General features: G+C 67.6%; 28 protein-coding genes. 12 read left to right on the top strand and 16 right to left on the bottom strand.

Annotated elements, in window-relative coordinates:
- Positions 1-61: 61 nt before the first annotated feature.
- A complete protein-coding gene (locus IB278_RS13145) occupies positions 62-2170 on the top strand; it encodes a TonB-dependent receptor (protein ID WP_192323624.1) in 2109 nt (702 codons plus the stop codon).
- Positions 2171-2216: 46 nt separating this feature from the next.
- The gene (locus IB278_RS13140; RefSeq protein ID WP_192323623.1) at positions 2217-3167 is read left to right on the top strand and encodes an AEC family transporter; all 951 of its coding nucleotides are present in this window, start codon (positions 2217-2219) and stop codon (positions 3165-3167) included.
- Positions 3168-3235: 68 nt separating this feature from the next.
- On the opposite strand, the gene IB278_RS13135 is transcribed toward IB278_RS13140, so the two are convergent.
- Positions 3236-3619: a hypothetical protein gene (locus tag IB278_RS13135; protein ID WP_192323622.1), complete on the bottom strand. Its 384-nt coding sequence runs from the start codon at positions 3617-3619 to the stop codon at positions 3236-3238.
- An 18-nt stretch (positions 3620-3637) separates the two neighbouring features.
- Between IB278_RS13135 and IB278_RS13130 the strand changes: the two genes are divergently transcribed.
- The gene (locus tag IB278_RS13130; protein WP_145746087.1) at positions 3638-4849 is read left to right on the top strand and encodes an OmpA family protein; all 1212 of its coding nucleotides are present in this window, start codon (positions 3638-3640) and stop codon (positions 4847-4849) included.
- 115 nt (positions 4850-4964) lie between these two features.
- Here the strand turns inward: IB278_RS13130 and pdxH are convergent, their stop codons facing one another.
- On the bottom strand, positions 4965-5645 hold the full coding sequence (gene pdxH / locus IB278_RS13125; RefSeq protein ID WP_145746088.1) for a pyridoxamine 5'-phosphate oxidase: 681 nt from the start codon (positions 5643-5645) through the stop codon (positions 4965-4967).
- Positions 5646-5695: 50 nt separating this feature from the next.
- Between pdxH and IB278_RS13120 the strand changes: the two genes are divergently transcribed.
- On the top strand, positions 5696-6268 hold the full coding sequence (locus tag IB278_RS13120) for an NTP transferase domain-containing protein (RefSeq protein WP_145746089.1): 573 nt from the start codon (positions 5696-5698) through the stop codon (positions 6266-6268).
- A 4-nt stretch (positions 6269-6272) separates the two neighbouring features.
- Here IB278_RS13120 and IB278_RS13115 read toward each other — a convergent pair whose 3' ends face one another.
- Together IB278_RS13115 and IB278_RS13110 are read right to left on the bottom strand one after the other, a co-directional pair.
- Positions 6273-6815, bottom strand: a complete 543-nt coding sequence (locus IB278_RS13115; protein ID WP_145746090.1) for a superoxide dismutase family protein — start codon at positions 6813-6815, stop codon at positions 6273-6275.
- The gene (locus IB278_RS13110; RefSeq protein WP_307697629.1) at positions 6812-7618 is read right to left on the bottom strand and encodes a gamma-glutamylcyclotransferase; all 807 of its coding nucleotides are present in this window, start codon (positions 7616-7618) and stop codon (positions 6812-6814) included. Before IB278_RS13110 ends, IB278_RS13115 begins: the two co-directional genes overlap by 4 nt.
- A gap of 48 nt (positions 7619-7666) precedes the next feature.
- Here IB278_RS13110 and IB278_RS13105 point away from each other — a divergent pair, with 48 nt between their 5' ends.
- The 4 genes from IB278_RS13105 to IB278_RS13090 all read left to right on the top strand — a co-directional run bounded on the left by IB278_RS13105 (position 7667) and on the right by IB278_RS13090 (position 11603).
- Positions 7667-8218, top strand: coding sequence for an OmpA family protein (locus tag IB278_RS13105; RefSeq protein ID WP_145746092.1), 552 nt, complete (start codon positions 7667-7669; stop codon positions 8216-8218).
- Positions 8219-8388: 170 nt separating this feature from the next.
- Complete coding sequence (gene edd, locus IB278_RS13100; RefSeq protein WP_192323621.1) at positions 8389-10215, top strand: phosphogluconate dehydratase; 1827 nt, start codon at positions 8389-8391, stop codon at positions 10213-10215.
- 16 nt (positions 10216-10231) lie between these two features.
- On the top strand, positions 10232-10867 hold the full coding sequence (gene eda / locus IB278_RS13095; protein ID WP_145746094.1) for a bifunctional 4-hydroxy-2-oxoglutarate aldolase/2-dehydro-3-deoxy-phosphogluconate aldolase: 636 nt from the start codon (positions 10232-10234) through the stop codon (positions 10865-10867).
- Between the two features lie 7 nt (positions 10868-10874).
- A complete protein-coding gene (locus IB278_RS13090) occupies positions 10875-11603 on the top strand; it encodes a haloacid dehalogenase type II (RefSeq protein ID WP_192323620.1) in 729 nt (242 codons plus the stop codon).
- A gap of 28 nt (positions 11604-11631) precedes the next feature.
- Here IB278_RS13090 and IB278_RS13085 read toward each other — a convergent pair whose 3' ends face one another.
- The 7 genes from IB278_RS13085 to IB278_RS13055 form a co-directional block, all read right to left on the bottom strand.
- The gene (locus IB278_RS13085; protein ID WP_145746096.1) at positions 11632-12693 is read right to left on the bottom strand and encodes an acyltransferase family protein; all 1062 of its coding nucleotides are present in this window, start codon (positions 12691-12693) and stop codon (positions 11632-11634) included.
- Positions 12690-13847, bottom strand: coding sequence for a hypothetical protein (locus tag IB278_RS13080; RefSeq protein WP_145746097.1), 1158 nt, complete (start codon positions 13845-13847; stop codon positions 12690-12692). Before IB278_RS13080 ends, IB278_RS13085 begins: the two co-directional genes overlap by 4 nt.
- A gap of 279 nt (positions 13848-14126) precedes the next feature.
- Complete coding sequence (gloA, locus tag IB278_RS13075) at positions 14127-14567, bottom strand: lactoylglutathione lyase (protein ID WP_145746098.1); 441 nt, start codon at positions 14565-14567, stop codon at positions 14127-14129.
- Between the two features lie 315 nt (positions 14568-14882).
- Positions 14883-15563, bottom strand: coding sequence for a glutathione S-transferase family protein (locus tag IB278_RS13070; protein WP_192323619.1), 681 nt, complete (start codon positions 15561-15563; stop codon positions 14883-14885).
- A gap of 103 nt (positions 15564-15666) precedes the next feature.
- On the bottom strand, positions 15667-16350 hold the full coding sequence (locus IB278_RS13065; RefSeq protein ID WP_192323618.1) for an ABC transporter ATP-binding protein: 684 nt from the start codon (positions 16348-16350) through the stop codon (positions 15667-15669).
- Positions 16347-18014, bottom strand: coding sequence for an ABC transporter permease (locus IB278_RS13060; RefSeq protein WP_192323617.1), 1668 nt, complete (start codon positions 18012-18014; stop codon positions 16347-16349). Before IB278_RS13060 ends, IB278_RS13065 begins: the two co-directional genes overlap by 4 nt.
- 34 nt (positions 18015-18048) lie before the next feature.
- Entirely contained in the window at positions 18049-19110 is a 1062-nt protein-coding gene (locus IB278_RS13055) for a Fe(3+) ABC transporter substrate-binding protein (protein ID WP_145746102.1), read from the bottom strand.
- Positions 19111-19425: 315 nt separating this feature from the next.
- Between IB278_RS13055 and IB278_RS13050 the strand changes: the two genes are divergently transcribed.
- Entirely contained in the window at positions 19426-19812 is a 387-nt protein-coding gene (locus IB278_RS13050; protein WP_145746103.1) for a hypothetical protein, read from the top strand.
- Here IB278_RS13050 and IB278_RS13045 read toward each other — a convergent pair whose 3' ends face one another.
- Genes IB278_RS13045 through IB278_RS13035 form a run of 3 tightly spaced genes read right to left on the bottom strand, consistent with a single transcriptional unit; the run spans position 19813 to position 21683 of the window.
- Positions 19813-20382, bottom strand: a complete 570-nt coding sequence (locus IB278_RS13045; protein WP_192323616.1) for a hypothetical protein — start codon at positions 20380-20382, stop codon at positions 19813-19815.
- Positions 20383-20421: 39 nt separating this feature from the next.
- Positions 20422-21117, bottom strand: a complete 696-nt coding sequence (locus IB278_RS13040; RefSeq protein WP_192323615.1) for a nitroreductase — start codon at positions 21115-21117, stop codon at positions 20422-20424.
- A gap of 17 nt (positions 21118-21134) precedes the next feature.
- On the bottom strand, positions 21135-21683 hold the full coding sequence (locus IB278_RS13035; RefSeq protein ID WP_145746106.1) for a PaaI family thioesterase: 549 nt from the start codon (positions 21681-21683) through the stop codon (positions 21135-21137).
- A gap of 53 nt (positions 21684-21736) precedes the next feature.
- Between IB278_RS13035 and IB278_RS13030 the strand changes: the two genes are divergently transcribed.
- From IB278_RS13030 to IB278_RS13020, 3 genes are read left to right on the top strand one after another with little or no spacing between them, the layout of a single operon-like run.
- Entirely contained in the window at positions 21737-22234 is a 498-nt protein-coding gene (locus tag IB278_RS13030) for a MarR family winged helix-turn-helix transcriptional regulator (RefSeq protein WP_145746107.1), read from the top strand.
- On the top strand, positions 22227-23462 hold the full coding sequence (locus IB278_RS13025) for an MFS transporter (protein WP_145746108.1): 1236 nt from the start codon (positions 22227-22229) through the stop codon (positions 23460-23462). The genes IB278_RS13030 and IB278_RS13025 overlap by 8 nt, the downstream gene beginning before the upstream one ends.
- The gene (locus IB278_RS13020) at positions 23459-24865 is read left to right on the top strand and encodes an MATE family efflux transporter (RefSeq protein ID WP_145746109.1); all 1407 of its coding nucleotides are present in this window, start codon (positions 23459-23461) and stop codon (positions 24863-24865) included. The genes IB278_RS13025 and IB278_RS13020 overlap by 4 nt, the downstream gene beginning before the upstream one ends.
- Before the next feature lie 25 nt (positions 24866-24890).
- Here IB278_RS13020 and IB278_RS13015 read toward each other — a convergent pair whose 3' ends face one another.
- On the bottom strand, positions 24891-25217 hold the full coding sequence (locus IB278_RS13015) for a hypothetical protein (protein ID WP_145746110.1): 327 nt from the start codon (positions 25215-25217) through the stop codon (positions 24891-24893).
- A gap of 158 nt (positions 25218-25375) precedes the next feature.
- Positions 25376-26113: an aldolase gene (locus IB278_RS13010; protein WP_145746111.1), complete on the bottom strand. Its 738-nt coding sequence runs from the start codon at positions 26111-26113 to the stop codon at positions 25376-25378.
- Between the last annotated feature and the right edge of the window lie 14 nt (positions 26114-26127).

Below are 26127 nucleotides of genomic sequence, written 5' to 3'. Positions count from 1 at the left end.
TTGCTGCCCCGCGTTTGATGCGGATGGCGGCGGCCGCCCCTTGGTTCAACGAGTGTTCATCATGATTCCCAAATTCCGTCGCAACGCCATCGGCGCTGCCATTCTTTCGCTGGCTTCCTTCGCGGCCATGGCCCAGGTCCAGCCCCAACCGGTACCCCAGGCGCAGCCCGCCGAAGCGGCCGCGCCGGTCCTGCCGGAGATCGCCGTCACCGGCAATCCGTTGGGCGCGAGCGAACTGATCGCACCCACCACCACGCTCTCGGGCGACAGGCTCCTGATGCGCTCCGAATCGACGCTCGGCCAAACGCTCGACAACCTGCCCGGCGTGAGCAGCAGCTACTTCGGGCCCAATGCGAGCCGGCCGATCATCCGCGGCCTCGACGGCGACCGCATCCGCATCCTGCAGAACGGTGGCGGCGCGCCCGACGCCTCGTCGCTGAGCTACGACCATGCGGTGCCGATGGACGCGCTGGTCACCGAGCGCGTCGAGGTGCTGCGCGGCCCATCGGCGCTGCAGTACGGCGGCAGCGCGGTGGGCGGCGTGGTCAACGTGATCGACAACCGCATTCCGAGCGAGCCGATCAACGGCTTCGGCGGCCGTGCCGACCTGGGCTTTTCCACCGGCAACAAGGAGAAGAACGGCGGCGTGGTGCTCGAAGGCGGCAACGACCGCTTCGCGCTGCACGTCGATGCGTTCAACCGCGACTCCAAGGATGTCTCCGTGCCCATCGACCTCGAATGCAGCAAGCCCGGGCGTCCCTGGCTCGCGCGCAAGATCTGCAATTCGGCCAACGAGGCGCACGGCGGCGCGGTGGGCGGCACGCTGTTCTTCGACCAGGGCTGGATCGGCGCCTCGGCCAGCACCTACCGCAGCACCTACGGCACCGTGGCCGAGGACGAGGTGACCATCGGCATGAAGTCCGACCGCCAGGCGATCGAGGGCGAGTGGCGCCCGGGCGGCTTCATCAGCAGCATCCACGCCAAGGCCAGCCACACCAACTACCGCCACACCGAGTACGAAGGCCGCGAGGCCGGCACCACCTTCTCGAACCTGAGCAACGACCTGCGCATCGAGGCGCGCCACCAGAAGATCGGCAACTTCGAGGGCCTGGTCGGCTTCGCGAGCGAGAGCAACCGTTTTGCCGCGGACGGCGCGGAAGCCTTTGCGCCGCACAGCCGCACGCGCTCCAACGCGCTGTTCCTGTACGAGGAACTCGGCACCTCCTGGGGCCGGCTGAGCTTTGGCGCGCGCACCGAGAAGGTTCGCGTCACCTCGCTCGGCTATCCGGACGACCCGACCGTGACGCGCTTTGCCATCGGCGAGCGCACCTTCAATCCGCACAGCGCGGCCGTGGGCGCGCTCGTCAATCTCACGCCGCAGTGGCAGCTCACCTCGAACCTGGCCTACACCGAGCGGGCACCGAAGGACTACGAGCTGCTCGCCAACGGCCCGCACGTGGCAACGGCGGCCTGGGAGGTCGGCAATCCGAACCTCGACAAGGAAAAGTCGGTCGGCTTCGACGTCGGCGCGCAATGGAAGTCGGGCGCCAACACGGCCCGCGTCAACGCCTACGTCACGCGCTTTCGCAACTACATCGGCCTGACGGCATCGGGCCGCACGCTCGACGAAGAAGGCCAGGTGGTGACCGACCCCGAAGCCACCGACACGCTGGCCGAGTACCTCTACAGCGGCGTGCGCGCGCGCTTCACCGGCATCGAGGCGAGCGGCAACCTGCGCCTCCTGGGCACCGATGGCTTCGCGCGGCTGGCCGACGCCGCAACGCTCGACCTGGAATGGCGCGGCGACGTGGTGCGTGCCAAGAACCTCGACACCGGCGAGCCGCTGCCGCGCATTGCGCCCTTCCGCACGGGCGCGACGCTGGCCTACGGCAACGGCCCCTGGAGCGCGCGCTTCGGTTTCGACTACAACGCGGCGCAGCGCCACGTGCCCAGCGTCGGCGCGCGCGAGACCGACGCCTACACGCTGTGGAATGCCTCGATCGCCTACCGCATGAAGGTGCAGCGCGCCAACCTCACCTGGTATGCGCGCATCGACAACATCACCAACAAGCTGGCCTACAGCCCGACGTCGATCCTGACGACGACGGTGTACCCGAACGCGCCGCTGCCGGGGCGTTCGCTGAAGGTCGGGCTGCGCGTGACCTTCTGAACGAACCCGCCGGCGCTGCCTGCCGGCATGAGGCTATCCTCGGCGGGTGAATTCGTTCGTCATCTCTTCGCTGCTGCCGGTCGTCGTCCTGATCGCGGCAGGCTACCTGGCCGGCCGGCGCCGCTGGATCGGCGGCAACGCCGTCAAGGACCTTTCCAACCTGATCTTCCTGCTGCTTGCGCCCGCGCTGCTTTTCCGCGCGATGAGCACGGTGCACGTGCAGGAGCTGAGCCTGAAGCCCGTGGCGGCGTATTTCATCGCCTCGGGCCTGCTGTTTGCGGGCACGCTGGCGCTGCGCGGCTTCAACCGCACGGCGGCCGTCATTGCGCTGGCCAACACCTACAGCAACACGGTGATGATCGGCATCGTGCTGGTCGGCCTGGCCTATGGCGAGCAGGGCATGGTGGTGCTGCTCACGCTGATCTCGCTGCATTCGCTGGTGCTGTTGACCAGCGCCACCGTGGTGCTCGAGCTGGCCGTGGCGCGCGAGCATGCGCAGCGGGAAGGCCACGAGCAGCGCCCCATGGCGCGCACGGTGTTGCGCGCACTGCGCAACGCCATCATCCACCCGGTGCCGATGCCGATCATCGCGGGACTGCTGTTTGCGCAGACCGGGCTCGCGATGCCCGAATTCCTCGACAAGCCGATCCTGCTGCTCGGCCAGGCTTTCGGTCCGGTGGCGCTGGTGATGGTGGGCATCACGCTCGCGCTGACGCCCGTCGGGCGGCACTGGCGCGAAGCGACGGTGCAGGCGCTGGTGAAGAACCTGCTGCATCCGCTGCTGGTGGCCGGCATCGGCTGGCTGCTGGGCGTGCGCGGCATACCGCTCACGGTGATGGTGGTCGCGGCGGCGCTGCCGATCGGCGCCAACGTCTTTCTCTTTTCGCAGCGCTACCGCACCTCGGAAGACCTGGTCACGGCCAGCGTCGCGGTGTCGACGGTGCTCGCGCTGGCGACGCTGACGCTGGTCATGACCCTGGTGCAGTGGCTGCCTTGAGGCTTTTCCCAGCCTAGGCCATTCGGCAGGGTGGCCATTTGGCGAGATGGCGGGCGGCGCCTCTCGCTCTACATTTGCCCGCTGATGAAATACCCGCCGCGGTCTTCGCCGTTTTCCGCCATGGCGCCGATTGCGATGGTGATCGCGCTGTGCGCCATGCCGGCGGCCGCCGATACGAAGCCGTGCCGGACGCCCTGCCTTTCAGCCGCCGTGCCGCGCGAACCGGCGCCGGCCGGGCCGCCCGTGGCCAGCCCGGTGGAGCCCAAGCCGGCGCCCGCGCCGGCTTCGAAGCCGGGCGCCAGGCCCAAGCCGCAGGCGGTGGCCGTGGTCGCGCCGCCGCCGACAGCGGAGGTGGAGAAAGCCCCGGCCCCGAAGAGGCCGCCGCCCTCCAGGCGCTGCAGCGAAATCAACATGCGCGCAGCGGTGGGGGAGCCGCTGTCGGACGAGGACATGAAGATCTTGAGGAGCCAATGCTGATGACGAAGACCATCCACCCGATCCGCACGGCGCTGCGCGCGCTCGCGCTGTCGTGCGCCGCGCTGCTTTGCGCTGCCTGCGCGCACCGGCCGGCGCCGGGCAATGCCATGCCTTTCGATCAGGCCGTCAACCAGGCCGTGGACGACCTGATCGTGCAGACGCAGAAGCTGCCGGCCTTCCTGGCCAAGGTGGAGTCGTCGATCAAGCAGAGCCGCATCGTGATCGATCCGCTGCTCGAAGGCGCGAGCGGCCAGCAGACCGAGGTCACGCGCGTGGCGGAGCAGCGCATCGTGCAGCGCATGCAGTCGCAGTTCAAGCAGTTCACCGTCACGCCCTTCAACAACACCGAGATCGAGCGCGCGCAGTACGTGCTCAACGGCACGCTGGTGCGCGACAAGGATTCATCCGACGGACGCTACCGCTTGAACCTGGCGTTGACCGAGATCAAGAGCGGCGTGGTCATCGCGCAATCGGTGGCGCGCATCAGCGATGCAACGCTCGACACGCGGCCCACGGCCTTCTTCCGCGACAGCCCGGTGAACGGCAAGGACCGCGGCGTGGAAGGCTACATCCGCACTGCCGAAACGCAGCCGGGACAAGCCGCCGATGCGCTCTACCTGGAGCGCCTTCCCACGTCGACCGTGCTGCAGGAAGCCACCGCCGCCTACGAGGCCGGCCGCATGAGCGAGGCGCTCAGCCGCTACGAGGCCGCTTCGCGCCGGCCCGACGGCCAGCAGCTGCGCATCTACAGCGGCCTGTATCTCACGCAGGCCCAGCTCGGCCGGACGGCCGACGCGGAGAAGACCTTCGGCACCCTGGCGCGGCTCGGGTTGGAAACCAACAACCTGAGCGTGAAGTTCCTGTTCAAGCCCGGTTCGACCGATTTCCTGGCCGACCCGAAGATCAGCGCCGCCTATCCGATGTGGCTGCGGCAGATCGCGCGCCAGGCGGCGCAGATCGACGCCTGCGTGGTGGTCACCGGCCACACGAGCCGCACTGGTTCGGAGTCGGTCAACGAGCGCCTGTCGCTGCAGCGCGCGCTCAGCGTGAAGACCCGGCTGGTGGGCGAGGCGCCGCCGCTGTCGAAGAAGCTGCGCGAGTCCGGCATGGGATTCCGCGAGAACATCGTGGGCACCGGCGCCGACGATGCGAGCGATGCGCTCGACCGCCGCGTCGAGTTCAAGGTCGCGCCCTGCGAGGCTTGACCCACCCCCGTAGCTGCTCACTTCGTGTAGCCGCCCCCCCATCAAGGGAGCAACACCAACGGCCCGGCAAAGCCGGTTCAGCGGTGTTCCGCGAAAAAGACGGAGAAGCTCAGGCTCAGGGGGCCAGGCGTTCGCGCACCCAGTTGCTGCCTTCGAGCCGGTAGCGCAGCCGGTCGTGCAGGCGGCTCTTGCGGCCCTGCCAGAATTCCCAGCGGTCCGGCACGAGCCGGTAGCCGCCCCAGTGCGGCGGGCGCGGCGGCGAGAGCAGGTGCTTGGCGGCGGCCACGGCCGCGTTCTTGACCAGTACGTCGCGGCCGCTGATCACTTCGCTCTGCGGGCTGGCCCAGGCGCCGATGCGCGAATCGAGCGGGCGGCTCGCAAAGTAGGCGTCGCTTTCCTCCGCGCTCGCCTTTTCCACGCGGCCCTCGATGCGCACCACGCGTTCGAGCTCGACCCAGTGGAACTGCAAGGCTGCGTACGGATTGCCCGAGAGTTCGCGGCCCTTGCGGCTTTCGTAGTTGGTGTACCAGACGATGCCGCGCGCGTCATAGCCCTTGATGAGCACGATGCGGCTCGAAGGCCGCAGGTCGCCGCCCACGGTGCACAGCGTCATCGCGTTGGGCTCGGGCACCTGCGCATCGATGGCTTCGCCGAGCCAGCGCTCGAACTGCCTGAGTGGATCGTCGGCGCTGTGCGTCTCGCCGAGCTCGGCGCGCTCGTAGCTCTTGCGCAGTGCGGCCAGCGCTTCGCTGGTGGGAGGGGAAGAGGAAGAACTCATGTCGGCATTGTTGCGCATGCGCCGCCGCCGAAAGGCACCCCGGGGCATTCCGCGCACATACTCGGCGCATGGCGACAAAGGCGAATTCTCCGTGCGTGATCGTGCTGGCCTCGGGCCGCGGCGAGCGCTTCATCGCGGCCGGCGGCACGGGCCCCAAGCTGCAGGCGCCGCTGGCGGGCAAGCCGCTGCTCGAGCGCACGCTGGATGCGGTGCGCGCGAGCGGCCTGCCATGGCGGCTCGAAGACGCCGGCCATCCGGGCATGGGCGACTCGATTGCCGCCGCGGTGCGCGCCACGCCGGACGCCGCCGGCTGGCTCATTCTCCCGGGCGACCTGCCGCTGGTGCGCCCCGAGACGCTGCGGGCCGTGGCCGGCGCGCTGGCCGGCCGGGTGCGCGCTGTGCAGCCGCAATACAGGGGCGAGCGCGGCCATCCGGTGGGCTTTTCGGCCGGCTGCGGCGCGCAGCTCGCGGCGCTGAAGGGGCCGCTGGGCGCAGCCTCCATCCTGAAGGCGATGCGTGCCATCGATGCGGTGGCCGACCTCGCGGTGGACGACGTCGGCATCGTGACCGACATCGATACGCCCGAGGCCCTGGCCGCTGCCGAGGCGCTCTGGCTGGCGCGCTTCCCGGGCCAGCCCTAGCCGCTCAGCGCCGCGCGATCACTGCGCAGGCGGTGCGCGGGCCGGAGTTGCCGGCCGGCTGGGTGGTGAAATCGTCGCGGTCGCGGTGCACCACGAGCGCGCGGCCCACCACGTTGTTGGCGGCGCCTTCGGTCAGCGAGATCGTGTGAACGTCGACGCTGAAGCGCGCCACGCCGCTGCCGTCGGCCACCAGGCTCGGCAGTTCGCCGGCATGGCTGCCCGGCGCGCTGAACTTGCCGTGTGTGCCGCCCGTGGGATTGAAGTGGCCGCCCGAGGCGTTGCCGTTGTCGCCGCAGTCGCCCTTTTCGTGGATGTGGAAACCGTGCTCGCTGCCCGGCGCCAGGCCGCGCACCTCGCCGGCCACGCGCACGCCATGGTCCAGCGCGGTGAAGATCACCGTGCCCCGCGTGGGGTTGGGCGAGATCGCGGCCGTGGGCATCAGTTCGGCGGCCGCGCTCGGCTTGCCGCCCATCATGCTGCCGCAGGCCGAAAGCAGGGCGCTGGCGAGAAGGGCGGTGCCGGTGGCGACGAAAAGACGATGGTTCATGGTTTTTCCTTGGACGGTCCGGAGGATTGTTGGGGAAGGGGGGAAGAAGAAGATTTGTCCGGAGACCCTGGAACATATACCGGAGGCTGCGGCATCCCGCAATCGGTCGCCGCCCCGGCCTGCGCCTGCCGCTCCTGTTCCTCCTGCCGCTCCTGCGCGAGCGCGACCAGCCGCGCCAGCGCCGCATCGTGGATCGAGTGGCGGCGCAGCTCCAGCAAGGTCTGGCGCGCATAGTCGAGCGAGCTGCCGTAGCGGCCGACGGCATGCGTGAAGATGTGGCGGTAGCGCTCGTCGCTGAGCTCGCCGGTGAAGTTGGGGCTGCGCCTGGACAGCGTGAAGGCCAGGGCGCGCACCGGGCCTTCGGGCGTGTTGCACTTGAGCCACCGGGGGTCGTACACGCCGGTGGGCATTTCGCGCAGCCAGAGCCTGCGCAGCGTGTCGAGCCCGTGGGCCGACGGCACGCGGAACACCATGCCGCGGCAGCTGCCGCCCGACAGCAGGCCGAAGACGAGGCCGGGCGTCTGGACGCTGCCGCGGTTGATGCGGCTCCACATCTTGAGCGCGCGATGCCAGCCGTGCACCCAGGCCGGCCGGCGCTCCACGAAATCGAAGTCGGGCCGCCAGATCAGCGACCCATAGCCGAAGAGCCACAGGTCGTCGCGCCCGCCCCAGTCGGCAATGGCCTGTTCGAGCATCGGCTGCGGGTCGCGCAGCGGCCTGGGCATGGGGTCCAGGCCCGGCGGTCCGGGATCGGGTGCGGGGCCCGAGGGGCCGCCGCCTACAATTTCGCGATCATGGTTCACCGCACCATTATTTACCGGCCCCTTTCTTCTTACGGAGTACGACCCCTCATGAGCGACGACGACAGCCAGCAAAACTTCATCCTCGGATTTCTCCTGGCATTGATTGCGCTGGTGATTTTCTTCGTGCTGGGCATCGTGCTCTGGCACAAGAGCCACGGGCCGGCAACGGGCGGCATGCCCGCCGTCGCGGTGGCCGCGGTGTCTGCAGGGCCGGCGACCACCACCACGGTGGCCGAAGTGACCGAGACGGTGACAGTCGTCATTCCCGACGGAGCCAGCATCCGCGTGGCCGATGGCGTGGTGAACTTCTACTTCGCCAGCGGCAGCGCCGACCTGGCGCCCGGCGCGGCCGAGGCGCTGGCCGCCGTCATCAAGGGCGTGGAAGGCGGGCGCAAGGCCGTGGTCTCGGGCTTCCATGACACCACGGGCGACGCGGCCATCAACGAGCAGCTCGCGAAGAAACGCGCCGAAACAGTCCGTGACGTGCTGGTGGGCCTGGGGGTGCCGGCCGACAAGGTCGATCTGCAGCGGCCTGCCATCACCGCCGGCTCGGGCAACGACGCCCAGGCGCGGCGCGTGGAAGTCAAGCTGGTCGACTGAGCCAGCAGCGGGGGCGGCGGGAAAGGGCCGTGGGGGCCCGCCAATCCGTATTGCCGGAGTGCGGATTTCCATCGGCCTCGGTCGCAGGGTCTTGGTACCATTGACTTCCACGTCGAAGGTCGCAAAAGCGACAGTGGCCAGATGCTGGCAGCACGACCGAAACCATCCCCATGAGCACACATCCCACCGTCCTTGACGTCACCGATCGCATTCGCGAGCGCAGCCAGGGGCCGCGCAGCGCTTACCTCCAGCGGCTCTCGGAAATCCGCAACCGCGACAGGGGCTCCGACCGCATGGGCTGCGCCAACGTCGCGCACGCCGTGGCCGGCATTCCGGCCAACGACAAGTTCAAGGTGGTGACGGAGCGGGCGCCCAACATCGGCATCGTCACTGCCTACAACGACATGCTCTCGGCCCATGCGCCGTACCAGGGCTACCCCGACATCATCAAGCAGGAGGCGCGCAGCCTCGGCGCCACCGCGCAGGTGGCCGGCGGCGTGCCCGCCATGTGCGACGGCGTGACCCAGGGCACACCCGGCATGGAGCTGAGCCTGTTCAGCCGCGACGTGATCGCCATGGGCACCGCGATCGCGCTCACGCACGACATGTTCGACGGCGCGCTGCTGCTGGGCGTGTGCGACAAGATCGTGCCGGGCCTTTTGATCGGCGCGCTGCATTTCGGGCACCTGCCCACCGTGTTCGTGCCCGCCGGCCCCATGCCCTCGGGCCTGTCGAACGGCGAGAAGTCGAAGGTGCGCGAGCAGGCGGCGCAGGGCCTGGTCGGCCGGCAGGGCCTGCTCGACGCAGAGATGGCGGCCTACCACACCATGGGCACCTGCACCTTCTACGGCACGGCCAACAGCAACCAGATGCTGCTCGAGGCCATGGGCCTGCACGTGCCGGGCACCGCCTTCATCCAGCCCGGCGACGCCATGCGCGAGACGCTCACGCGCGAGGCCGTCCGCACGGTGCTCGGCCGCGCGGGCGAGGCGAAATTCAGTTGCCCTCCGATCGGCGAAATGGTCGACGAGCGCTGCATCGTCAACGCCATGGTGGCGCTGCTGGCCACCGGCGGCTCCACCAACCACCTGATCCACTGGGTGGCCGTGGCGCGCTCGGCCGGCATCGTGATCGACTGGGACGACTTTTCGCGGCTGTCCGACGTGGTTCCGCTGCTGACGCGCGTCTATCCCAACGGCAGCGCCGACGTGAACGCCTTCCAGGCCGCAGGCGGCCCGGGCTTCGTGATCGGCGAGCTGCTCGATGCCGGCCTGATGCACGCCGACGTGCTCACGGTGCGCGCCGGCGGCATCCGCGAGTTCGCGAACATCCCGTCCCTGTCGGACGACAAGCGCCTGGCCTGGACCTCTGCCGCGCCTTCCAGGGATGAAGCCGTCGCGCGGCCCGTGGAGAATCCCTTCAGCGCCACCGGCGGGCTGAAGCTGCTCAACGGTAACCTGGGGCGCAGCGTGATCAAGGTGTCTTCGGTGCCCGACGACCGCCACGTGATCGAGGCGCCGGCGCGCGTCTTCGATTCGCAGGCCGCGCTGCACCAGGCCTTCACCGCCGGCGAGCTCGAGCGCGACGTGGTCTGCGTGGTGCGCTGGCAGGGGCCGCAGGCAAACGGCATGCCCGAGCTGCACAAGCTCACGCCGCCGCTGTCGGTGCTGCAGGGCAAGGGCTTTCGCGTGGCGCTGGTCACCGACGGCCGCATGAGCGGCGCCTCGGGCAAGGTTCCGGCGGCCATCCATGTTTCTCCGGAAGCCGCCGCGGGCGGCCCGCTCGCCAAGGTGCGCGACGGCGACGTCGTGCGCCTGGATGCCGTGGCGGGCACACTGGCGGTGCTGGTGCCCGACGACGAATGGGCCGAACGCGAGATCGCCAAGCTGCCCGAGGCCAAGCGCATCGCCGACGGCCATGGCCTGGGCCGCGAGCTGTTCGCGGGCATGCGCCGCAATGCGCTGACGGCGGAAGAGGGCGCATGCTCGTGGCTGTGAACATTGGAGCAATGAAATGACAGACAAACTCACCGCACTCGAGGTCATGCGCGATGCACCGGTCATTCCGGTGATCGTGCTGCACGACGTGAAACATGCCATTCCGCTGGCGCGCGCGCTGGTGGCCGGCGGCATCCGCATGCTCGAGGTCACCTTGCGCACGCCGCAGGCGCTCGAATGCATCGAGGCCATCGCCAGGGACGTGCCCGAGGCCGTGGCCGGCGCGGGCACCATCCGCAGCGCGGCCGATGCGCAGGCCTCGGCGCTGGCCGGCGCGAAGTTCGGCGTGAGCCCGGGCTATACGCGCGCGGTCGGCAAGGCCTGCCACGACCTCGGCCTGCCGCTTTTGCCCGGCGTGGCCACCGGCAGCGAGATCATGACGGCGCAGGAAGACGGCTACACCGAACTCAAGTTCTTTCCCGCGCTGCAGGCGGGCGGCATTCCCATGCTGAAGGCGTGGCAGGGCCCGTTCGGCGACGTGACCTTCTGCCCGACCGGCGGCATCCATGCGGACAACGCGGCCGAGTTCCTGGCGCTTTCGAACGTGGCCTGCGTGGGCGGCTCGTGGATCGTGCCTGCCGATGCCATCCGCAGCGGCGACTGGGCGCGCATCGAACAGCTCGCACGCGCGGCGAGCCAACTCGCACGCTGATCCGGCCATGCGTGCGGATTTCGACGCCAGTGACCTGAAGGTCATTGCCTTCGACGTTTTCGGCACCGTGGTCGATTGGCACAGCGGCATCGCCGCCGAGGCCGAGCGCGCATTGCCGGGCGTCGATGGCGCTGCCTTTGCGCTCGCCTGGCGTGCGGGCTACCAGCCCGCCATGAGATCCGTGATGGAGCGCATCGCGGCGGGTGAGGGCGGCTTCACGCTGCTCGACGAGCTGCACCTGAGCATGCTCGAACAGGTGCTGCACGACTTCAGCCTGGCCGACCGGCTCGATACCGCCGCCAAGCGCGACCTGAGCCGCGCCTGGCACCGCCTGCCTGCGTGGCCCGATGCGGTGGAGGGGCTCACGCGCCTCAAGAAGAAATTCACCATCTGCACGCTCTCCAACGGCAACATCGGCCTGCTGACCGAAATGGCCAAGCGCGCAGGCCTGCCCTGGGACTGCGTGCTGTCGGCCGAAGTGTTCAAGGCCTACAAGCCCGACCCGCGCACCTACCTTGGCGTGGCGGGCGTGTTCGACGCGACGCCGGGGCAGGTCATGCTCGCGGCGGCGCACCACGACGACCTGGCGGCAGCGCGCACCTGCGGCCTCAAGACCGCCTACATCGAGCGGCCCCATGAATTCGGCCGCGCCCAGCCGAAGGACGTTTCGCCGAACCCGGACAACAACCTGCACGCGCGCGACATCAGGCAGCTGGCCTACCTGCTGGGCTGCTGAACCATCGGCATCTGCGCCGGCGGCGCCGTCACCTGGCCCTGGCTGCGCTGAAGGATTTCGCGGACTTGATCATTCCCCGCATCATCTGCGTGAGGGGGAATTCCACGAACCTGTAGACCATGTGCGAAGCCCAGATCGACGCGATACAGACCGCAACGGAAATGGCAAGGATCTGAGGCACCGAGGTGAAGCCGAGCAGTTTGACCGCGAGGGGGATGGCCACCAGGATGAACGGGTGAAACAGGTACAGCGAGTAGGAGCTGTCCCCGATGGCCAGGATCACGCGCAGCCTGGCCCAGAACGATCCGAGCGATATCAACCCGAAGAAAATCATTGCAGAGGGAATTGCCAGCGCAAATCCCCGGAGTTCGCTGCTGCCAAGGCCTTCCGAAATTGCCAGATGCGCAAGAAATGCTCCGGCGGCCATCAAGACGATCGACACCGGCATGCTCTGCCGGATCAGCCCCTTCTTGAACGCCACGCCAATGGCCACGCCGAAGGCGAACTCCAGGAACAATGAAAAATTCATGATCTTGTAGTCGAGGCCGGAAAGCAATCCAATGAACGACGCAGCGGCCAATACCAGGCACGCGAGATAGGCGTTCTTCGGCCTTGCGGTCGGCAGCGCGACCAGCGCCCACAGGCCGTAGAAAATGATTTCATAGGTGAGCGTCCATCCGTTATTGACCAGGTACGGGGCGGACGTGGGCCACAGGAAGAACGACGCGGCAATGTCGGTGGGCTCCTGGGCATTGCTGTTGATCAGCTTCGGCGCAAGGATGAAGACCAGCAGGGCCAGCAAGGACAGCCCCCAATAAAGGGGAAACACCCGGATGATCCGTTTCTCCATGAACTCCACGTGGGTCATGGTCTTGTTGGCCGTGACAAAGTAGATGATGAAGCCGCTGATCATGAAGAAGATATCGACTCCGATGATTCCGAAATCGAACAGCGGAATGGCTCCGCCGGAAAGTGCATGTGCTTTCTGCGCCGCGTGATGGACCACGACCAGCAGCGCCGCAATGCCTCTGCCTGCCTGAATGGATTCGACGTACTGTGGCTGGTCCACCGCAATGGATTGGGATTTCACGAAATTCGATCCTGACGGGTGGGGCGGACAAAGAGCGGGTTGTTCGAAATGGCGGCGGCCTGCCTGCGCCGCAGGAGCCTCTTCTCGGCCAGCTCGGTTTTCTGCGCCAGCGCCATGGCGGAAAAGACGAGCGGGCTCACGATCGCGAAGTGGCGCGCAAACGAGCCGAAGTCGGGCTCGAACACCCCTTCGATGATGAGGAAGGACAAAGGCGCAAGGGCCACCTTGCCGGCCTGGACCAGGTTCCTGTTGCCCGACTTCGCGCCCTCGACGACAACCTTCACCATCCATATGAACGTGAAAGGCATGATCGAGATGAACGCCAATTGGCTGACCGAGCCGAAGCGTAGAAGTTCGAGCGGAAATGCCAGCCGGAAGAAGGTGATCGTGGCATTGAGCGCCTGCAGCAGGGCGTTGTCGGAGGCGATGACTGCCTCGATGACCGTTCGCGATCCTTCGGCGCCCACTTCCCGGTTCTCATTGACCGTTGCGCGGGCAAAGTCGAGCGTGGCGCCAAGTGCGATCTGGAAGGTCAGCGCGAGCGCGATATAGACGACGACGATGATGACCAGGAGCCTGAATACGGTGAGCTGCTTTCTGATCAACCGCAGCCCGAGCCACACGGCGCTGACCAGGAGCCAGTACTTTCTGACCACCCAGCCGTAGATCGTCGACGACAGGAACCACGTCAGCCCGAACCCGCTGTGCTGCGCCGCCATGACCGAGAGCAGAACCACGCAGGCCGACAGCATGTCCTTCGAAAGCACCGAAAGAAAAATGGCCCTGATGAATCCCCATCCGAGCGAGACAAAAAATACGCCAAGGGGAATTCGGCTGAATTGGAGTATCGGTATGACAGTCAGCGTGACGCTCAGAAAAGCGCCGGCAATGGGCGCCGTCTTGGCGCTGAGCCCGGCCGATTCCAGCAGGAATGCGCTGCAGGCGTAGGAGTTTCTTTCCTCGATCGTGGTGGAAGTGAGCTGGCACAAATCGGCGCCGAAGAAACTCAATAGCGTTTCTTCATCCGGAAAATTCTGGGCCGCCGTATCGTGGTAGAGAAATGGAATGACACCGACGATCAGGGCGGAAAAGAAAAAGATGATCAGCGATATGGCCGGATCAATTGGCTTGCCGCGTATGCTCAGAATCGTCAATTTTCATTCCGCTTGGAAGGAAGCGCTCATGTAGAAGATAGTTCAAGGAGTAAGGAGCATTCGGCGTCGCGTCCGAATGGACGATCTTGCTGAACTGTGAAGCTCTTTGATCGCGATTCCGGGTATCAGAATGTGATGCGTCCTGCATCAGCACTACCCCTTGAAAATACCAGCAAAGAATATGCCGATCGCCTTTAAAAGGTGATCATTTGTATCCTTAATTCAGCGGCCGCGAAGCGCTGATGGCGGCGCCGGAGCGCGGGCGCCGCTGTGGCCCGGCTAGGACGCGCGCAGGGCGTCCGAGCCGCCGGGGCCGCCGTCGCCGGAAGCCTTCGCCTTGTCTTGTATGAGCTCGATCTTGTAGCCGTCAGGATCGGTCACGAAGGCGATCACCGTGGTGCCGCCCTTCACGGGGCCGGCTTCGCGCGTGACGTTGCCGCCGGCGGCCTTGATCTTTTCGCAGGCCGCGTAGGCGTCGGGCACGCCCAGCGCGATGTGGCCGTAGGCGGTGCCGAGTTCGTAGCTTTCGGTGCCCCAGTTGTAGGTGAGCTCGATCTCGGCCTGCCCGGGGTTGCCGCCGCCGTAGCCCACGAAGGCGAGGCTGTATTTGTACTCGGGGTTCTCCGAAGTGCGCAGCAGGCTCATGCCAAGCACCTGGGTGTAGAAGTCGATCGAGCGCTGGAGGTTGCCGACGCGCAGCATGGTGTGAAGGAGTCGCATCTCGTGGGATCTCTGTTGTTGCGGGGGAAGAATTCCATTGTCGGGGCTAGGGCCTGTTAACGCTATTTCTGGGGATCGCGTTGCCCGGCCAAGGGGCTGGCTGCAAGGCGCCCGTGCGCCGCAAGGCGTGTGCCTTGCAAGCGCGGGCAACGCCGCAGACGGCCCCTTGGCCGGGCAACCCGCAGGGAAGGCCAGCCGCAGCGGGGCCACTCGGCGTTGCGCTCCTTGCGTGTGCCCATGCACACGCGGCGTCGCGCGCCTTGATTGGCCCGCTGCGGCTGGCCTTCGCGACCCCAGAAATAGCACTAACAGGCCCTAGGCGAGCGCGAGCAAGTGCGCCTCGTGCTTGCGCAGGAATTCACGCAGGTGCTGTGGATACTCCGGCACCACCGCGTTGCGCACGCTCGGCCGCGCCGCCAGCGCCTTGCGCCAGGCATTCACCTTGGGCAAGGCATCGAAGATGTGCGAATTGCTGATTTCCTCGAAGACCTCGAAGTAGCGAAAGATCGGCGCGAACACCGCATCGACCAGGCTGAAGTTTCCGCCTGCAAAGTAGGGGCCGGCACCCAGCGCAGCCTCGACGCGCTCGAACTTGGCGGCCAGGGCCAGGCGCTTCTGCTCGAACACTTCGGCGTCGCGCGTGGTTTCGTAGCCCCACAGGTCGCCCAGGATGGCCGAGCCGAACTCCATCCACGCGCGATGCTCGGCGCGGGTGAGCGGATCTTCGGGATGCAGGCGCGGGCCGGGCTGGGTCTCTTCGAGGTACTCGCAGATCACGTTGCTCTCGAACAGCACCGCCTCGCTGCCGTCAGGGCGCTGAAGCCGCAGCAGCGGCACCTTGCCCAGCGGCGAGATGGCAACGAACCAGTCCGGCTTGTTCGCCAGGTCGATCACCACGCGCTCGAAGGGCACGTCCTTTTCGGCCAGTGCGATGGCGGCGCGCTGCACATAGGGGCACAGCAGGTGGCTGACGAGCGTGAGGGGCTTGCTGGACATGACGTTGGGCTCTCCGGGAAAGTTGAAAGTGGGACCGCGGCAATTCTTGCGGCCCCGAACAACCTTTTCCCGAAAAGCCCATTCGCTGAACGGGCGCCTTGTGCTATTTGAGGGTGTCCAGCCAATGCGTGATGCGGCCGCCGTGCATCACGCCGATCCGGTCGGCCATGGCATGGGCCTCGGCTTCGTTGTGGGTGACCAGGATCGCGGTCTGCCCGGCGCGCTGGAGAATGCCGCGCACCTCGGCCGTGAGGCGCTCGCGCGTGCCGCCGTCGAGGTTCGAAAACGGCTCGTCGAGCAGCAGCAGCGCGGGCGAGGGCGCCAGTGCGCGGGCGAGCGCAATGCGCTGCTGCTGGCCGCCCGAGAGCTCATGCGGAAAGCGCTCGCCGGCATCGGCCAGGCCCACCAGCGCCAGCATCTCGGCCACGCGTGCCCGTTGCTGCGCACGGCTCGAGCGGCGCAGGCCGAAGGCCACGTTCCGGCCTGCCGACAGATGGGGAAAGAGCGCGTATTCCTGGAACATCATGCCCACGCGCCGCTGTTCGGGTGGCAGGTGCACCTGGGTGGAGGAGAGCAGCACGTCGCCGAGCCGGATGGTGCCGGCACGCAGCGGCTCGAAGCCCGCGATCGCCCGCAGCACCGTGGTCTTGCCGCAGCCCGAGGGGCCGAACAGGCAGGCGATCTCGCCGGCGCGCAGCGAAAGCGAGAAGTCGTTGACCACGGCATGCAGGCCGCGCGGCGTTTCGTAGGCGAGCTGGATCGATTCGATGGAAAGAGGGGAACTCATTGTGTCTCTGCGGCCGGCGTGCCCAGTTGGTTGCGCGCCAGCAGCACCACCGGCAGCAGGCCGGCCGCCACGATGGCGAGCGCGGCGATCGCGCCTTCTTCGTAGGTGCCGCGGGCGGCCTCGGCATAGAGCCAGGTGGCCAGTGTGTCGAAATTGGCCGGACGCAGCAGCAGCGTGGCCGGCAGTTCCTTCATCGCATCGACGAAGACCAGCAGCGCGCCCGTGGCAATGGCGGGCTGCAGCAGCGGCAGGTGCACGCGCCTGAGGGTGCCGCCGCTGGTTTCGCCCAGCAGCCGCGAAGCCTGCTCGATGGCGGGCGGAATGCGGGCGAGACCGGCCTCGATGCCGCCGACCGGCATGGCGAGGAAGCGGATCGCGCAAGCCGCCACCAGCACGATGCCCGCGCCCATGAGCGGCAGGCCCTGCAGGCCGAGCACGCTGGCCAGCGCGGCGTCGAACGCAAGCGCGGGCGTGAGCAGGCCGATGGCGAGCACCGTGCCGGGCAATGCGTAGCCGAGCGTGGCTGCGCGCGCCTGCCAGCGTGCGCGGTTCGGGCGCGATCCCTGGCTGCGCGTGGCCCACGCCACCACCAGTCCCGCGGCCACGGCCGCCACGGTGACGCCGGCGGCCAGCGTGATCGTGTTGCCCAGGCTTGCCAGCAGGCCTTGCGACACGCCGCCGCCCTGGCGCAGCCGCTTGGCGCTTTCCCAGACCAGGTAGAGCGCGGGCGCCACGAAGCCGACCAGCACCGGCAATGACGCGGTGGCGGTGGCGAGCCAGGCGGTGCCGCCGTGCAGGCGCCGCGGCTGCATGGCGCGCATGCGCTGCGCCGAGCCGAAGCGCTGGTGCCGGCGCCCGTTGCGTTCGAGCCAGACCAGCGCGACCACCACGAACAGCATGGCGCAGGCGATCTGCGCCGCACCGGCCAGGTCGGAGCGCGTGATCCAGGTGGTGTAGACCGCCACCGTGAGCGTGTTCACGCCAAGGAATTCGGAAGCGCCGATGTCGTTGAGCGTTTCGAGCAGCGCCAGGCTCAGCCCCACTGCGAGCGCCGGCCGCGCCAGCGGCAGCGCCACGCGAAAGAAGGCGCCGCGCCGGCTTTCGCCCAGCGTGCGCGCCGCTTCCATCAGGTGCGCGGGCTGCGTCATGAACATGGCGCGCGCGGTCATGTAGACGTAGGGATAGAGCACGAAGCCGAGCACGAAGATCGCGCCCGGCATCGAGCGCAGGTCAGGCAGGCGGAACTGGCGCGGGCTGTCGAAGCCCAGGGCCCAGCGGATCGCACCCTGCACCGGGCCGATCGGATGCAGCAGGTCCAGGTAGGCAAAGGCAACGATGTAGGTCGGCATTGCGAGCGGCAGCAGCAGCGCCCAGTTCAGCACGCGGCGTCCCGGAAAGTCGCAGGCCGTCACGAGCCATGCGCAGCCAGTGCCGATCAGCAGCACCAGTGCACCCACGCCCATGAGCAGCAGGGCCGTGTTGAGCGCGGCCTGCGGCAGCACGTGCGCGAACAGCGGCCCCCAGTGGGCGACGCCCGAGCCGAAGGCGAGCCATGCGAGCATGAGCACCGGCGCGAGCACGCCGAGCGCGATGGCCATCGAGGCGAAGCGCCAGAACGGGCCCGCCGCTTGCAGGACTGGCGGCTGGCGCCTCGCGATCAACATCCGGCCACCGGCAAGGCGTGCCCTGCCAGTTTCATCACTGATCGAAACCGACCTTGTCGACCAGCGCACTGGCCTGCTTGCGGTACTTGGCAATCTCGGCCACCGGCAGCGGGTCGGCCTTCAGTTCGCCGATGGTCTCTCCGATGATCGGATCGAGCGCCACGCCCTTGCGCACCGGGTATTCGTAGTTGGTCTGCGCGTAGAGCGCCTGTGCCGGCTCCGATACCAGGAACTCGAGCAGCTTGACCGCGTTGGCGCGCTGCGGGGCATTCTTGGCCACGGCCGCGCCGCTGATGTTGACGTGCGTGCCGCCGCCCTTGGCGCCGGCAAAGGTCGGGCGGACCACCTTGATGGCGTCGCCCCACTTGCGCGCGTCGCTGCCTTCCTTGGCGCTCTTCATCTGGCCGACGTAGTAGGAGTTGGCCAGGCCGATGTCGCAGATGCCGCCCAGGATGTCGCGCGCCACGTCGCGGTCGCCGCCCGTGGCCTTGCGGGCCAGGTTGGCCTTGACGCCGCGCAGCCATTGCTCGGTCTTGGCCTCGCCGTCGTGCGCGATCATTGCTGCGATCAGCGCCGTGTTGTAGGGGTGCTGGCCCGCGCGGATGCAGACCTTGCCCTTCCACTTCGGGTTGGCCAGGTCTTCATAGCGGAAGCTGGTGATCGGCTGGTTCCTGTCGGCGTAGAGCACGCGCGCGCGCAGCGAGAGCGCGAACCACTGGCCGTCGGCGCCGCGCAGGTTGGCGGGCACGGCCGATTCGAGCGCGGCCGATTTCACCGGCTGCGTCACGCCGCCGTCGACCAGGTCCATCAGGTTGCCGATGTCCACCGTCATCAGCACGTCGGCCGGCGAGCGCGCGCCTTCGGCCTTGACCCGTTCGAGCAGGCCGTCCTTCACGAACACCGTGTTCACCTTGATCTTGCTCTGCGCGCTGAAGGCCGAGATCAGGGGCTGGATCAGCGCGGCTTCGCGCGTGGTGTAGAGCGTGAGTTCGTCGTTGGCGGCGTGCGCGGGCAGGGCGGCGGCAGCCAGCCAGGCGGCGGCGGTGCCGATCAGTGCGCGGGCGGCGCGGCCTTGGACGCCGGGGCGGTCGGTCATGAAGGATCCTCCAGGTGCAGAGACGTGTTTTGGGGCATCGCCACCGTCAAGGTGACGATGCGAATCATTATCACTGCGTTTGAAGCTGCTTTTTACGTCCTTGCACTTACATGCAGGAAAGAAGCGCGCCGCGGCACGGGGGACCGGAGGATGACTTGCACAACTTTTTCATCGACATCGACCGCGTCGAGAATCTGGCCGTTATCGCTTTGTCCGCAGTCCTGATGATTGGCTGCAGCATCCACCAGCAGTTCGAAACCTGCTGCTGACCGGCCGTCTTACACACAACCCAAACCAATTCGTTAGGTACTCGCAATGAACTGCGTGACAGTCGAAGAACTGGAGTTGTTGAGCTTCTTCGGAGTCGAGCCCGCTCGGGTCGATCAAGACATACCTTGGCCATACAACGACTTCTCCTACCTGCTCGAGGTGGGCGGATACACCGTCTCTTTCCGCATTGCCCCGGCCTACAAGGATCTATCCCTGTCGGTTGCCCACAACGGCTCCGAGCTATATAGCGTCAGAAGCGTTTCGATAAAAGACGTCCGATATCACAGGGATGCTGATCGAGAGACATTGGAGATTGCCGTCTCTGACCGAGACACGATCTGGTTCCGGCTTCGCCCAAGCCTGCTCATCACGCAGGAAGCGGGCGAGTGCAGCATTCCATCGATGGCATCTTCCCTGACAAGCATTCCTTGATCAGCGCTGCACGCTCTCGACATAAACGACGTGCGGAGAATAACGGCCAGCAACGCGCACTTGCTCGGATGGACGCAATGAGGACCAAAGCTCCTTGGATATGCAAAGGCCCAAGCGTCCGGTTTCAGGAAAGTCGCGGAGCTGAACCCGGTAGGTGCAGAAACATTTGCCTTTGCATTCGCTGAGGTCTGCCACCTCATAGGTTCGAACCTGATGCCCGCCTCGGCCGGCAATGGAAACAAGGGCAAACACGACCAGGCTCCAGCTATAGAGCGCCAGCAAACTGCTGATCCAGACAGCAAAGTATTTGCTCATCGGCATCGACGAGCCGCGGCGAAAGTGAGGATGTATGCCAAGCGCGATGAGTCGCCGAGATCGATAGGCCATGAAGGTCGTAAATGGCAGGCTGGCGACAAATGCGCTTGCAAGGCACCACAGCTTGGCTCCGGAGGAGAAAAACACGCCGGGCAAATACACAACCAGCAAGCCCATCGGCAGCAGAAAAAACAGCACGACGGCCCACGAAGAATTCTTCAGTTCTTTGGCGCTGGCAGGAAGCAACAGTCCCATGATGGCTGGATATTAGAGGCGGTTGCATTCTCCCGAGTACTAATCCACCCAGCGGCAAACCTGTGCCAGCGGCGCGCGCGACGTGCGGAACCGGTTGGCCGGGTGCGATGGATCCTCGTAGCCGAAGGCAATGCCGCAGACCACCTGGCGATCGTCCGGGATGTCGAACCAGCGATGCAGGAACTTCGAACGCGAGGCCACGGCCGCCTGGGCGATGCTGGCCACGCCCAGGCTGCGTGCCGCCAGCATGAAGTTGTTGACATAGGCGCCGCAGTCGAGCGCTCCATAGGTGCCGAGCAGTGTCTCGGTGGTGACGAGGGCCACGTGCGGTGCGCCGAAGAACCTGAAGTTCTCCTGCGCCTGTCGCTGCGAGGCCTCGCGGTCGCCGCGGGCCACGCCCACACTTTCATACAGCTGGAAGCCGCATTCGCGGCGGCGCTCGCGGTACACGCCGCGGTATTCCGCCGGCGGTGCAATGTCGAATGCGGCAGCGGCCGCGGCTTCGTCCGAATCGAAGGCCCGGCGCAGCCGTTCGGTGGCCGCGGCACTGGCCACGATCACCTGCCAGGGCTGCGAGTTGCACCATGAAGCGGTGCGCTGTGCCAACTGAAGGATCGCATCGATCGTCTCGCGCGCGACGGGTTCGGCAAGGTAGCCGCGGCAGCTGTAGCGCTCGGTGAGGAGGGTCTCGAAGGCTGGCGCGGGCGAGGGGTCGCGAGGGATGGAGGAGGGCATGGACTGCGGCCGATCGATCAGCGTGGCGAGGGGGTCTCGAACACCAGGCAGGTGGTGGTGGCGTGCGCATACAGCGTGCCGTCGGGCCCCACGAGCCGCGCTTCGGCGGTGGCGAGCTGCCGGCCGCAATGGATCACCTTGCCCTCGGCGCGCACCCGCTGCACCTTGGGCGTGAGGCCCTTCACATAGTTCACGCTCAATTCGGCGGTGGTGTAGGCGCGCCCCGCCGGCATCATGGTGTGGACCGAGCAGCCCAGCGCCGAGTCGAGCAAGGTCGCAATCCAGCCGCCATGGATGGTGCCGAGCGGATTCAGGTGTTGCGCAAGCGGCGTGCCCTGGAACACGGCCCGGCCCGGGCTGACTTCCAGCAGGGCGAAGTCGAGGGTCTTGGCGATGGCGGCGTAGGGGATTTCGGCGCGCAGCATCGCTTCCATCATTTCGAGCCCGGTCTTGCCGGCGACCTGCTCCGGGCGTGCCAGGCCAGGTCCCGGCCCCGCTTCCAGGCGCTGGACGATCTCAGCCTCCTGGGCGATCCAGGCGTTGAGGGTGGCGTGCGGCTCGGCCATGAGAAAACTCCTTGATAGTTGCATATACAATTATTGTAGCTACAATGAACGGCATGAACGCTGCTCTGAAGCCTCCTCAGCTGAGGCCCCAAGGATGTACCAATTTCCGCCTGCGCCGGCTCTCCAGGCTGGCCTCGCGCCTCTACGACACGCATGTCGCGCCGAGCGGGCTCAAGACCACGCAGTATTCGCTGCTCTCGCACGTGCTGCATCTCGGGCCGCTGCGGCCGGTCGACCTGGCGCGCGAGATGAACGTCGACGCCTCCACGCTCACGCGCAATCTCAAGCCGCTGCTGGCGGCGGGCTTCCTGGTGCAGACGGAGGGGCCCGATGCCCGCAGCCGCATGCTGGCGATCACCGACGCAGGCCGCGACAAGCGAGCCGAGGCACAGCGCCTGTGGCACGGCGCGCAACTGGCGCTCAACGACATCCTCGGCACCGAGCGCGTGCTGGCGCTGCATGCGCTGCTCGACGAGAGCCTGGAGCTGCTGCAGCGCGCCGGGCTGGGCGATGGACAACCGGAAGACGCAACGGGAGCTGGCGATGAATGAAACCCCTCTGCGGCGCCATGCGCTCTGGCTCGTGCTGCTGGCGGCCGCGGGCGCCTTCGCACTCACGATGGGGGTGCGCCAGACGATGGGCCTGTTCCTCTCGGCGCTCAACACCTCGACCGCGCTCGGCATCGGCAGCATCAGCCTGGCGTTCGCATTCGGGCAGCTCTGGTGGGGCCTCACGCAGCCGTTCGCGGGCGCCGTGGCCGACCGCATCGGCACCGGGCGCGTGGTGTTCCTCGGTGTGCTGCTGGTCGCCATCGGCACGCTGATCACGCCGCTGATGACGAGCACCGCCGGCCTGATCTTCGCGATCGGCGTGCTGGCCGCCGGCGGCGCCGGCATGGCCGGCCCTTCGGTGCTGATGGCCGCGACCACGCGCCTGGTGCCGGCCGAGAAACGCGGCCTGGCCACCGGCTTGGTCAACGCCGGCGGCTCCTTCGGACAGTTCGCGATGGCGCCGATCGCCGTCGGCCTGACGGCCGCCGTGGGCTGGGCCGGTGCCATGCAGTGGCTCGGCGTGCTGGTGCTGCTGGCGCTGCCGGCGGCATGGGTGCTCAAGGGCAACTCGAACGCAATGGCCGCGGCCTCGGCGGCCGCATCGGGCACGAAGCCGCTGAGTGCGCGCCAGGCCATCGGCCAGGCGCTCGCGACGCCCAGCTACCGCTACCTGAGCCTGGGCTTCCTGGTCTGCGGCTTCCACGTCGCCTTCCTCGCCACGCACCTGCCCGGCGTCGTCGCGGCCTGCGGGCTGCCGGCCGAGGTCGGCGGCTGGGCGCTCGCGATGATCGGACTCTTCAACATCGTCGGCAGCCTGGCCATGGGCTGGGCCGTGGGGCGCTGGCGCATGAAGTCGCTGCTGTCGCTGGTCTATGCCACGCGCGGCATCGCCGTGCTGGTGTTCCTGCTGGCGCCGAAGACGACCGTGGTGATGCTGGTGTTCGCCGCCGTGATGGGCGTGACCTTCCTGTCGACCGTGCCGCCGACCGCCGGCCTGGTCGCCAAGATGTTCGGCCCGGCCAACATGGCGATGCTGTTCGGCATCGTGATGCTGGCGCACCAGGTCGGCGGCTTCCTGGGCGCGTACCTGGGCGGCTACGTCTTCCAGGCCACGGGCAACTACGACATCGTCTGGTACATCGACATCGCGTTCGCCGCGGGCGCGGCGCTGCTGCACCTGCCGATCCGCGAAGCGCGGCTGGCGCGTGCGAAGCTGGTGGCGGCATGAGCGGAGGACTCGATCCGCGCACGCGCATGCTGCTCGAGGCGCCGATCGTGCCGACCCTGCTGCGCCTGGCTGCGCCCAACGTGCTCGTGATGGTGGCGCAGGCATCCGTCGGGCTCATCGAAACCTACTTCGTCGGCAAGCTGGGCACCGATGCGCTGGCCGGCATGGCGCTGGTGTTCCCCATCGTCATGCTGATGCAGATGACCTCGGCCGGCGCCATGGGCGGCGGCATTGCCTCGTCGATCGCCCGTGCGCTGGGCGCGCGCCGCCGCGGCGACGCCGATGCGCTGGTGTGGCATGCGGCGGTCATCGCGATCGGCTTCGGCCTGTGCTTTTCGCTTGCGCTGCTGGCCGGCGGGCGATGGCTCTACGCCATCATGGGCGGCACCGGCGCAGCGCTCGACGCGGCCCTGACGTACTCGAACTGGGTGTTCGCAGGTGCGGTGCTGGTGTGGCTCTTCAATTCGCTCTCGGCCATCATCCGCGGCACCGGCAACATGGCGGTGCCGGCGAACGTGACGGTGGCGGGCGTGGTGTTCCTTATTCCGGCGTCGCCGCTCCTGATCTTCGGCTGGGGACCGCTGCCGGGCATGGGCATCGCGGGCGGCGCGATGGCGTTGCTGCTGTACTACCTGCTGGGTTCCATCGCGCTCATCGTCTACCTGCGCTCGCCGCGCAGCCTGCTGCGCCCCACGCTCTCCGCACTGAAGCTGCGCTGGCCCCTGTTCCGCGACATCCTGCGCATCGGGCTGGTGGGTGCGGTGTCGACGGTGGCGACCAACCTCTCGATCGGCATTGCCACGGCCTTGACGGGGCACTTCGGTTCGGGCGCGCTGGCAGGCTACGGCACCGCCTCGCGGCTCGAGTACCTGCTGGTGCCGCTGGTGTTCGGCCTTGGCGCGCCGCTGGTCGCGATGGTGGGCACCTGCATGGGCGCGGGGCAGCGGGAACGCGCGCTTCGCGCCACCTGGGCCGGCGCGGCGCTGGCCTTTGCGCTCACCGAAACCATCGGCCTCGCCGCGGCGCTGTTCCCGCGCCCCTGGCTGCTGCTGTTCGGCAGTGACCCCGCCATGCTCGAAACCGGCGCGCACTACCTGCGCGTGGTGGGACCGTTCTATGGTTTCTTCGGCGTCGGACTGGTGCTGTACTTCGCCTCGCAGGGGGCAGGGCGCCTGCTGTGGCCGGTGCTCGGCAACATCGCGCGGCTCGCGGTGGCCGGCGCGGGCGGCTGGCTGGCCCTGCGCTGGGGAGGCGGACTGGCCGGCGTGTTTGCGGCGCAGGGCGCGGCGCTGGTGGTGTACGGCATCGTCATTGCCTCGGCGATTGCCGGCGGTGCCTGGTTCGGCCGCGTGGGCAGGCCGCGCACGACCCGCGGCCTGCTGCGGCGCGTGGCGCAGGCGTGAACCGCTTCAGGCCGGCACCGTCGGATCAGTAGCGGTAGGGATTCTCGGGCCGGCGGTCGTAGCGGTTCGGCACGCCGTCGCCGTCGTAGTCCCTGCGGCCGTAGCGGCGCTCTTCCCAGTGGCGATGCCGATGTTCGTAGCGGTCGCGTCCGTGGTAGTAGCCGGGGCCGTAGTAGTGATGCCGCGGGGGCGGCGGCGCGTAGTAGTGGTGGCGCGGCGGAGGCGGTGGTGCGGGCACCACATACACCTGGGCCTGGATGAAGCGGCCGCCGGTCTGTGCCTGTGCCGGGGCGGTGAGTGCAGCCAGCGACAGCAGGGCCGCGGCGCCAATGGCGAAAGTGAGCTTTTTCATGGCAACTCCAGTGGAGTGGTTGGAAGCCCTATCGTCGTGGCCCCGTGTGAACGCTTTGTAAGGCTGGAGCGAAATCGGATGAAGAGCTGTAAGCCGCTGCGCGGCCATTGCGCGATTCTGCGCGGCTCTTTCGCGGTCCGGAATCGGCCGAACGGACGTCAGCCGCGTGGCGGAGGCAGCAGCCGCCGCAGCGCCTCGAAGAACAGGTCCGACTGCTCGCGTTCGCCCTGGATCTGCGCCGCCACATGCGCGGCCAGCCGGGCATCGACGGGAACCAGCGGGCGCCCGGTCGATTGCGCAATCACCTGGTGCAGGCTCGCGCGTTCGAGGTAGTAGAGATCGTCGTAGGCATGCGCAATGCAGGCGCCCGCCACGATCACGCCATGGTTCGCGAGAAAGGCAATGTCCTTGCCCGCCATGGCGCGCGCGATGCGCTCGCCCTCGGCATCGTCGAGCGCGAGGCCGTTGTAGACCGCATCGACGGCGATGCGGTTCATGTAGCGCATGGCGTTCTGGCTCAGCGTGGGATCGAGCGCGCGCTCGGCCGTGAGCGTGAGCGCCGTGGCGTAGGGCATGTGGCAGTGCAGCACGACCGCATGGCCCGTGAGGCGGTGCACTGCGCCATGGATGAAGAGCGCGGTCGGCTCCACCCGGTGGCGCCCCGCGAGCACTTCGCCGTGCACGTCGATCAGCACGATGTCGTCGGCGCCGATCTCGCTCCAGTGCAGGCCGCGCGGATTGATCAGGTAGCGGTCCTGCGCGCCCGGCAGCAGCACGCTGAAATGGTTGCAGACCCCTTCGGACAATCCGTGGTGGGCGGCCGCGCGCAGCGCGAGCGCAAGGTCTTCGCGCAGCTTGCGCACGGCGGGGCTGGCGTAATCTGAATCGGCGGACATCGACGCTCCCTCGT

This window comes from Variovorax sp. VRV01 (assembly GCF_014852545.1).
GTDB lineage: Bacteria > Pseudomonadota > Gammaproteobacteria > Burkholderiales > Burkholderiaceae_C > Variovorax > Variovorax beijingensis_A.
This window is presented reverse-complemented; position numbering and strand designations above follow the sequence as displayed.

What these genes read in the sequence shown, in the direction of transcription:
- IB278_RS13135 (WP_192323622.1), bottom strand. Translation starts at nt 3,619, where the DNA reads ATGTCCTCGTCCGACAGCGGCTCCCCCACCGCTGCGCGCATGTTGATT.
- IB278_RS13120 (WP_145746089.1), top strand. Translation starts at nt 5,696, where the DNA reads ATGGCGACAAAGGCGAATTCTCCGTGCGTGATCGTGCTGGCCTCGGGC.
- IB278_RS13025 (WP_145746108.1), top strand. Translation starts at nt 22,227, where the DNA reads ATGAATGAAACCCCTCTGCGGCGCCATGCGCTCTGGCTCGTGCTGCTG.
- IB278_RS13045 (WP_192323616.1), bottom strand. Translation starts at nt 20,382, where the DNA reads ATGGGACTGTTGCTTCCTGCCAGCGCCAAAGAACTGAAGAATTCTTCG.
- IB278_RS13065 (WP_192323618.1), bottom strand. Translation starts at nt 16,350, where the DNA reads ATGAGTTCCCCTCTTTCCATCGAATCGATCCAGCTCGCCTACGAAACG.
- eda (WP_145746094.1), top strand. Translation starts at nt 10,232, where the DNA reads ATGACAGACAAACTCACCGCACTCGAGGTCATGCGCGATGCACCGGTC.
- IB278_RS13115 (WP_145746090.1), bottom strand. Translation starts at nt 6,815, where the DNA reads ATGAACCATCGTCTTTTCGTCGCCACCGGCACCGCCCTTCTCGCCAGC.
- IB278_RS13090 (WP_192323620.1), top strand. Translation starts at nt 10,875, where the DNA reads ATGCGTGCGGATTTCGACGCCAGTGACCTGAAGGTCATTGCCTTCGAC.
- pdxH (WP_145746088.1), bottom strand. Translation starts at nt 5,645, where the DNA reads ATGCGCAACAATGCCGACATGAGTTCTTCCTCTTCCCCTCCCACCAGC.
- IB278_RS13050 (WP_145746103.1), top strand. Translation starts at nt 19,426, where the DNA reads ATGAACTGCGTGACAGTCGAAGAACTGGAGTTGTTGAGCTTCTTCGGA.
- IB278_RS13030 (WP_145746107.1), top strand. Translation starts at nt 21,737, where the DNA reads ATGAACGCTGCTCTGAAGCCTCCTCAGCTGAGGCCCCAAGGATGTACC.
- IB278_RS13130 (WP_145746087.1), top strand. Translation starts at nt 3,638, where the DNA reads ATGCTGATGACGAAGACCATCCACCCGATCCGCACGGCGCTGCGCGCG.
- IB278_RS13105 (WP_145746092.1), top strand. Translation starts at nt 7,667, where the DNA reads ATGAGCGACGACGACAGCCAGCAAAACTTCATCCTCGGATTTCTCCTG.
- IB278_RS13055 (WP_145746102.1), bottom strand. Translation starts at nt 19,110, where the DNA reads ATGACCGACCGCCCCGGCGTCCAAGGCCGCGCCGCCCGCGCACTGATC.
- IB278_RS13040 (WP_192323615.1), bottom strand. Translation starts at nt 21,117, where the DNA reads ATGCCCTCCTCCATCCCTCGCGACCCCTCGCCCGCGCCAGCCTTCGAG.
- IB278_RS13145 (WP_192323624.1), top strand. Translation starts at nt 62, where the DNA reads ATGATTCCCAAATTCCGTCGCAACGCCATCGGCGCTGCCATTCTTTCG.
- IB278_RS13035 (WP_145746106.1), bottom strand. Translation starts at nt 21,683, where the DNA reads ATGGCCGAGCCGCACGCCACCCTCAACGCCTGGATCGCCCAGGAGGCT.
- IB278_RS13060 (WP_192323617.1), bottom strand. Translation starts at nt 18,014, where the DNA reads ATGTTGATCGCGAGGCGCCAGCCGCCAGTCCTGCAAGCGGCGGGCCCG.
- IB278_RS13070 (WP_192323619.1), bottom strand. Translation starts at nt 15,563, where the DNA reads ATGTCCAGCAAGCCCCTCACGCTCGTCAGCCACCTGCTGTGCCCCTAT.
- gloA (WP_145746098.1), bottom strand. Translation starts at nt 14,567, where the DNA reads ATGCGACTCCTTCACACCATGCTGCGCGTCGGCAACCTCCAGCGCTCG.
- IB278_RS13015 (WP_145746110.1), bottom strand. Translation starts at nt 25,217, where the DNA reads ATGAAAAAGCTCACTTTCGCCATTGGCGCCGCGGCCCTGCTGTCGCTG.
- edd (WP_192323621.1), top strand. Translation starts at nt 8,389, where the DNA reads ATGAGCACACATCCCACCGTCCTTGACGTCACCGATCGCATTCGCGAG.
- IB278_RS13020 (WP_145746109.1), top strand. Translation starts at nt 23,459, where the DNA reads ATGAGCGGAGGACTCGATCCGCGCACGCGCATGCTGCTCGAGGCGCCG.
- IB278_RS13010 (WP_145746111.1), bottom strand. Translation starts at nt 26,113, where the DNA reads ATGTCCGCCGATTCAGATTACGCCAGCCCCGCCGTGCGCAAGCTGCGC.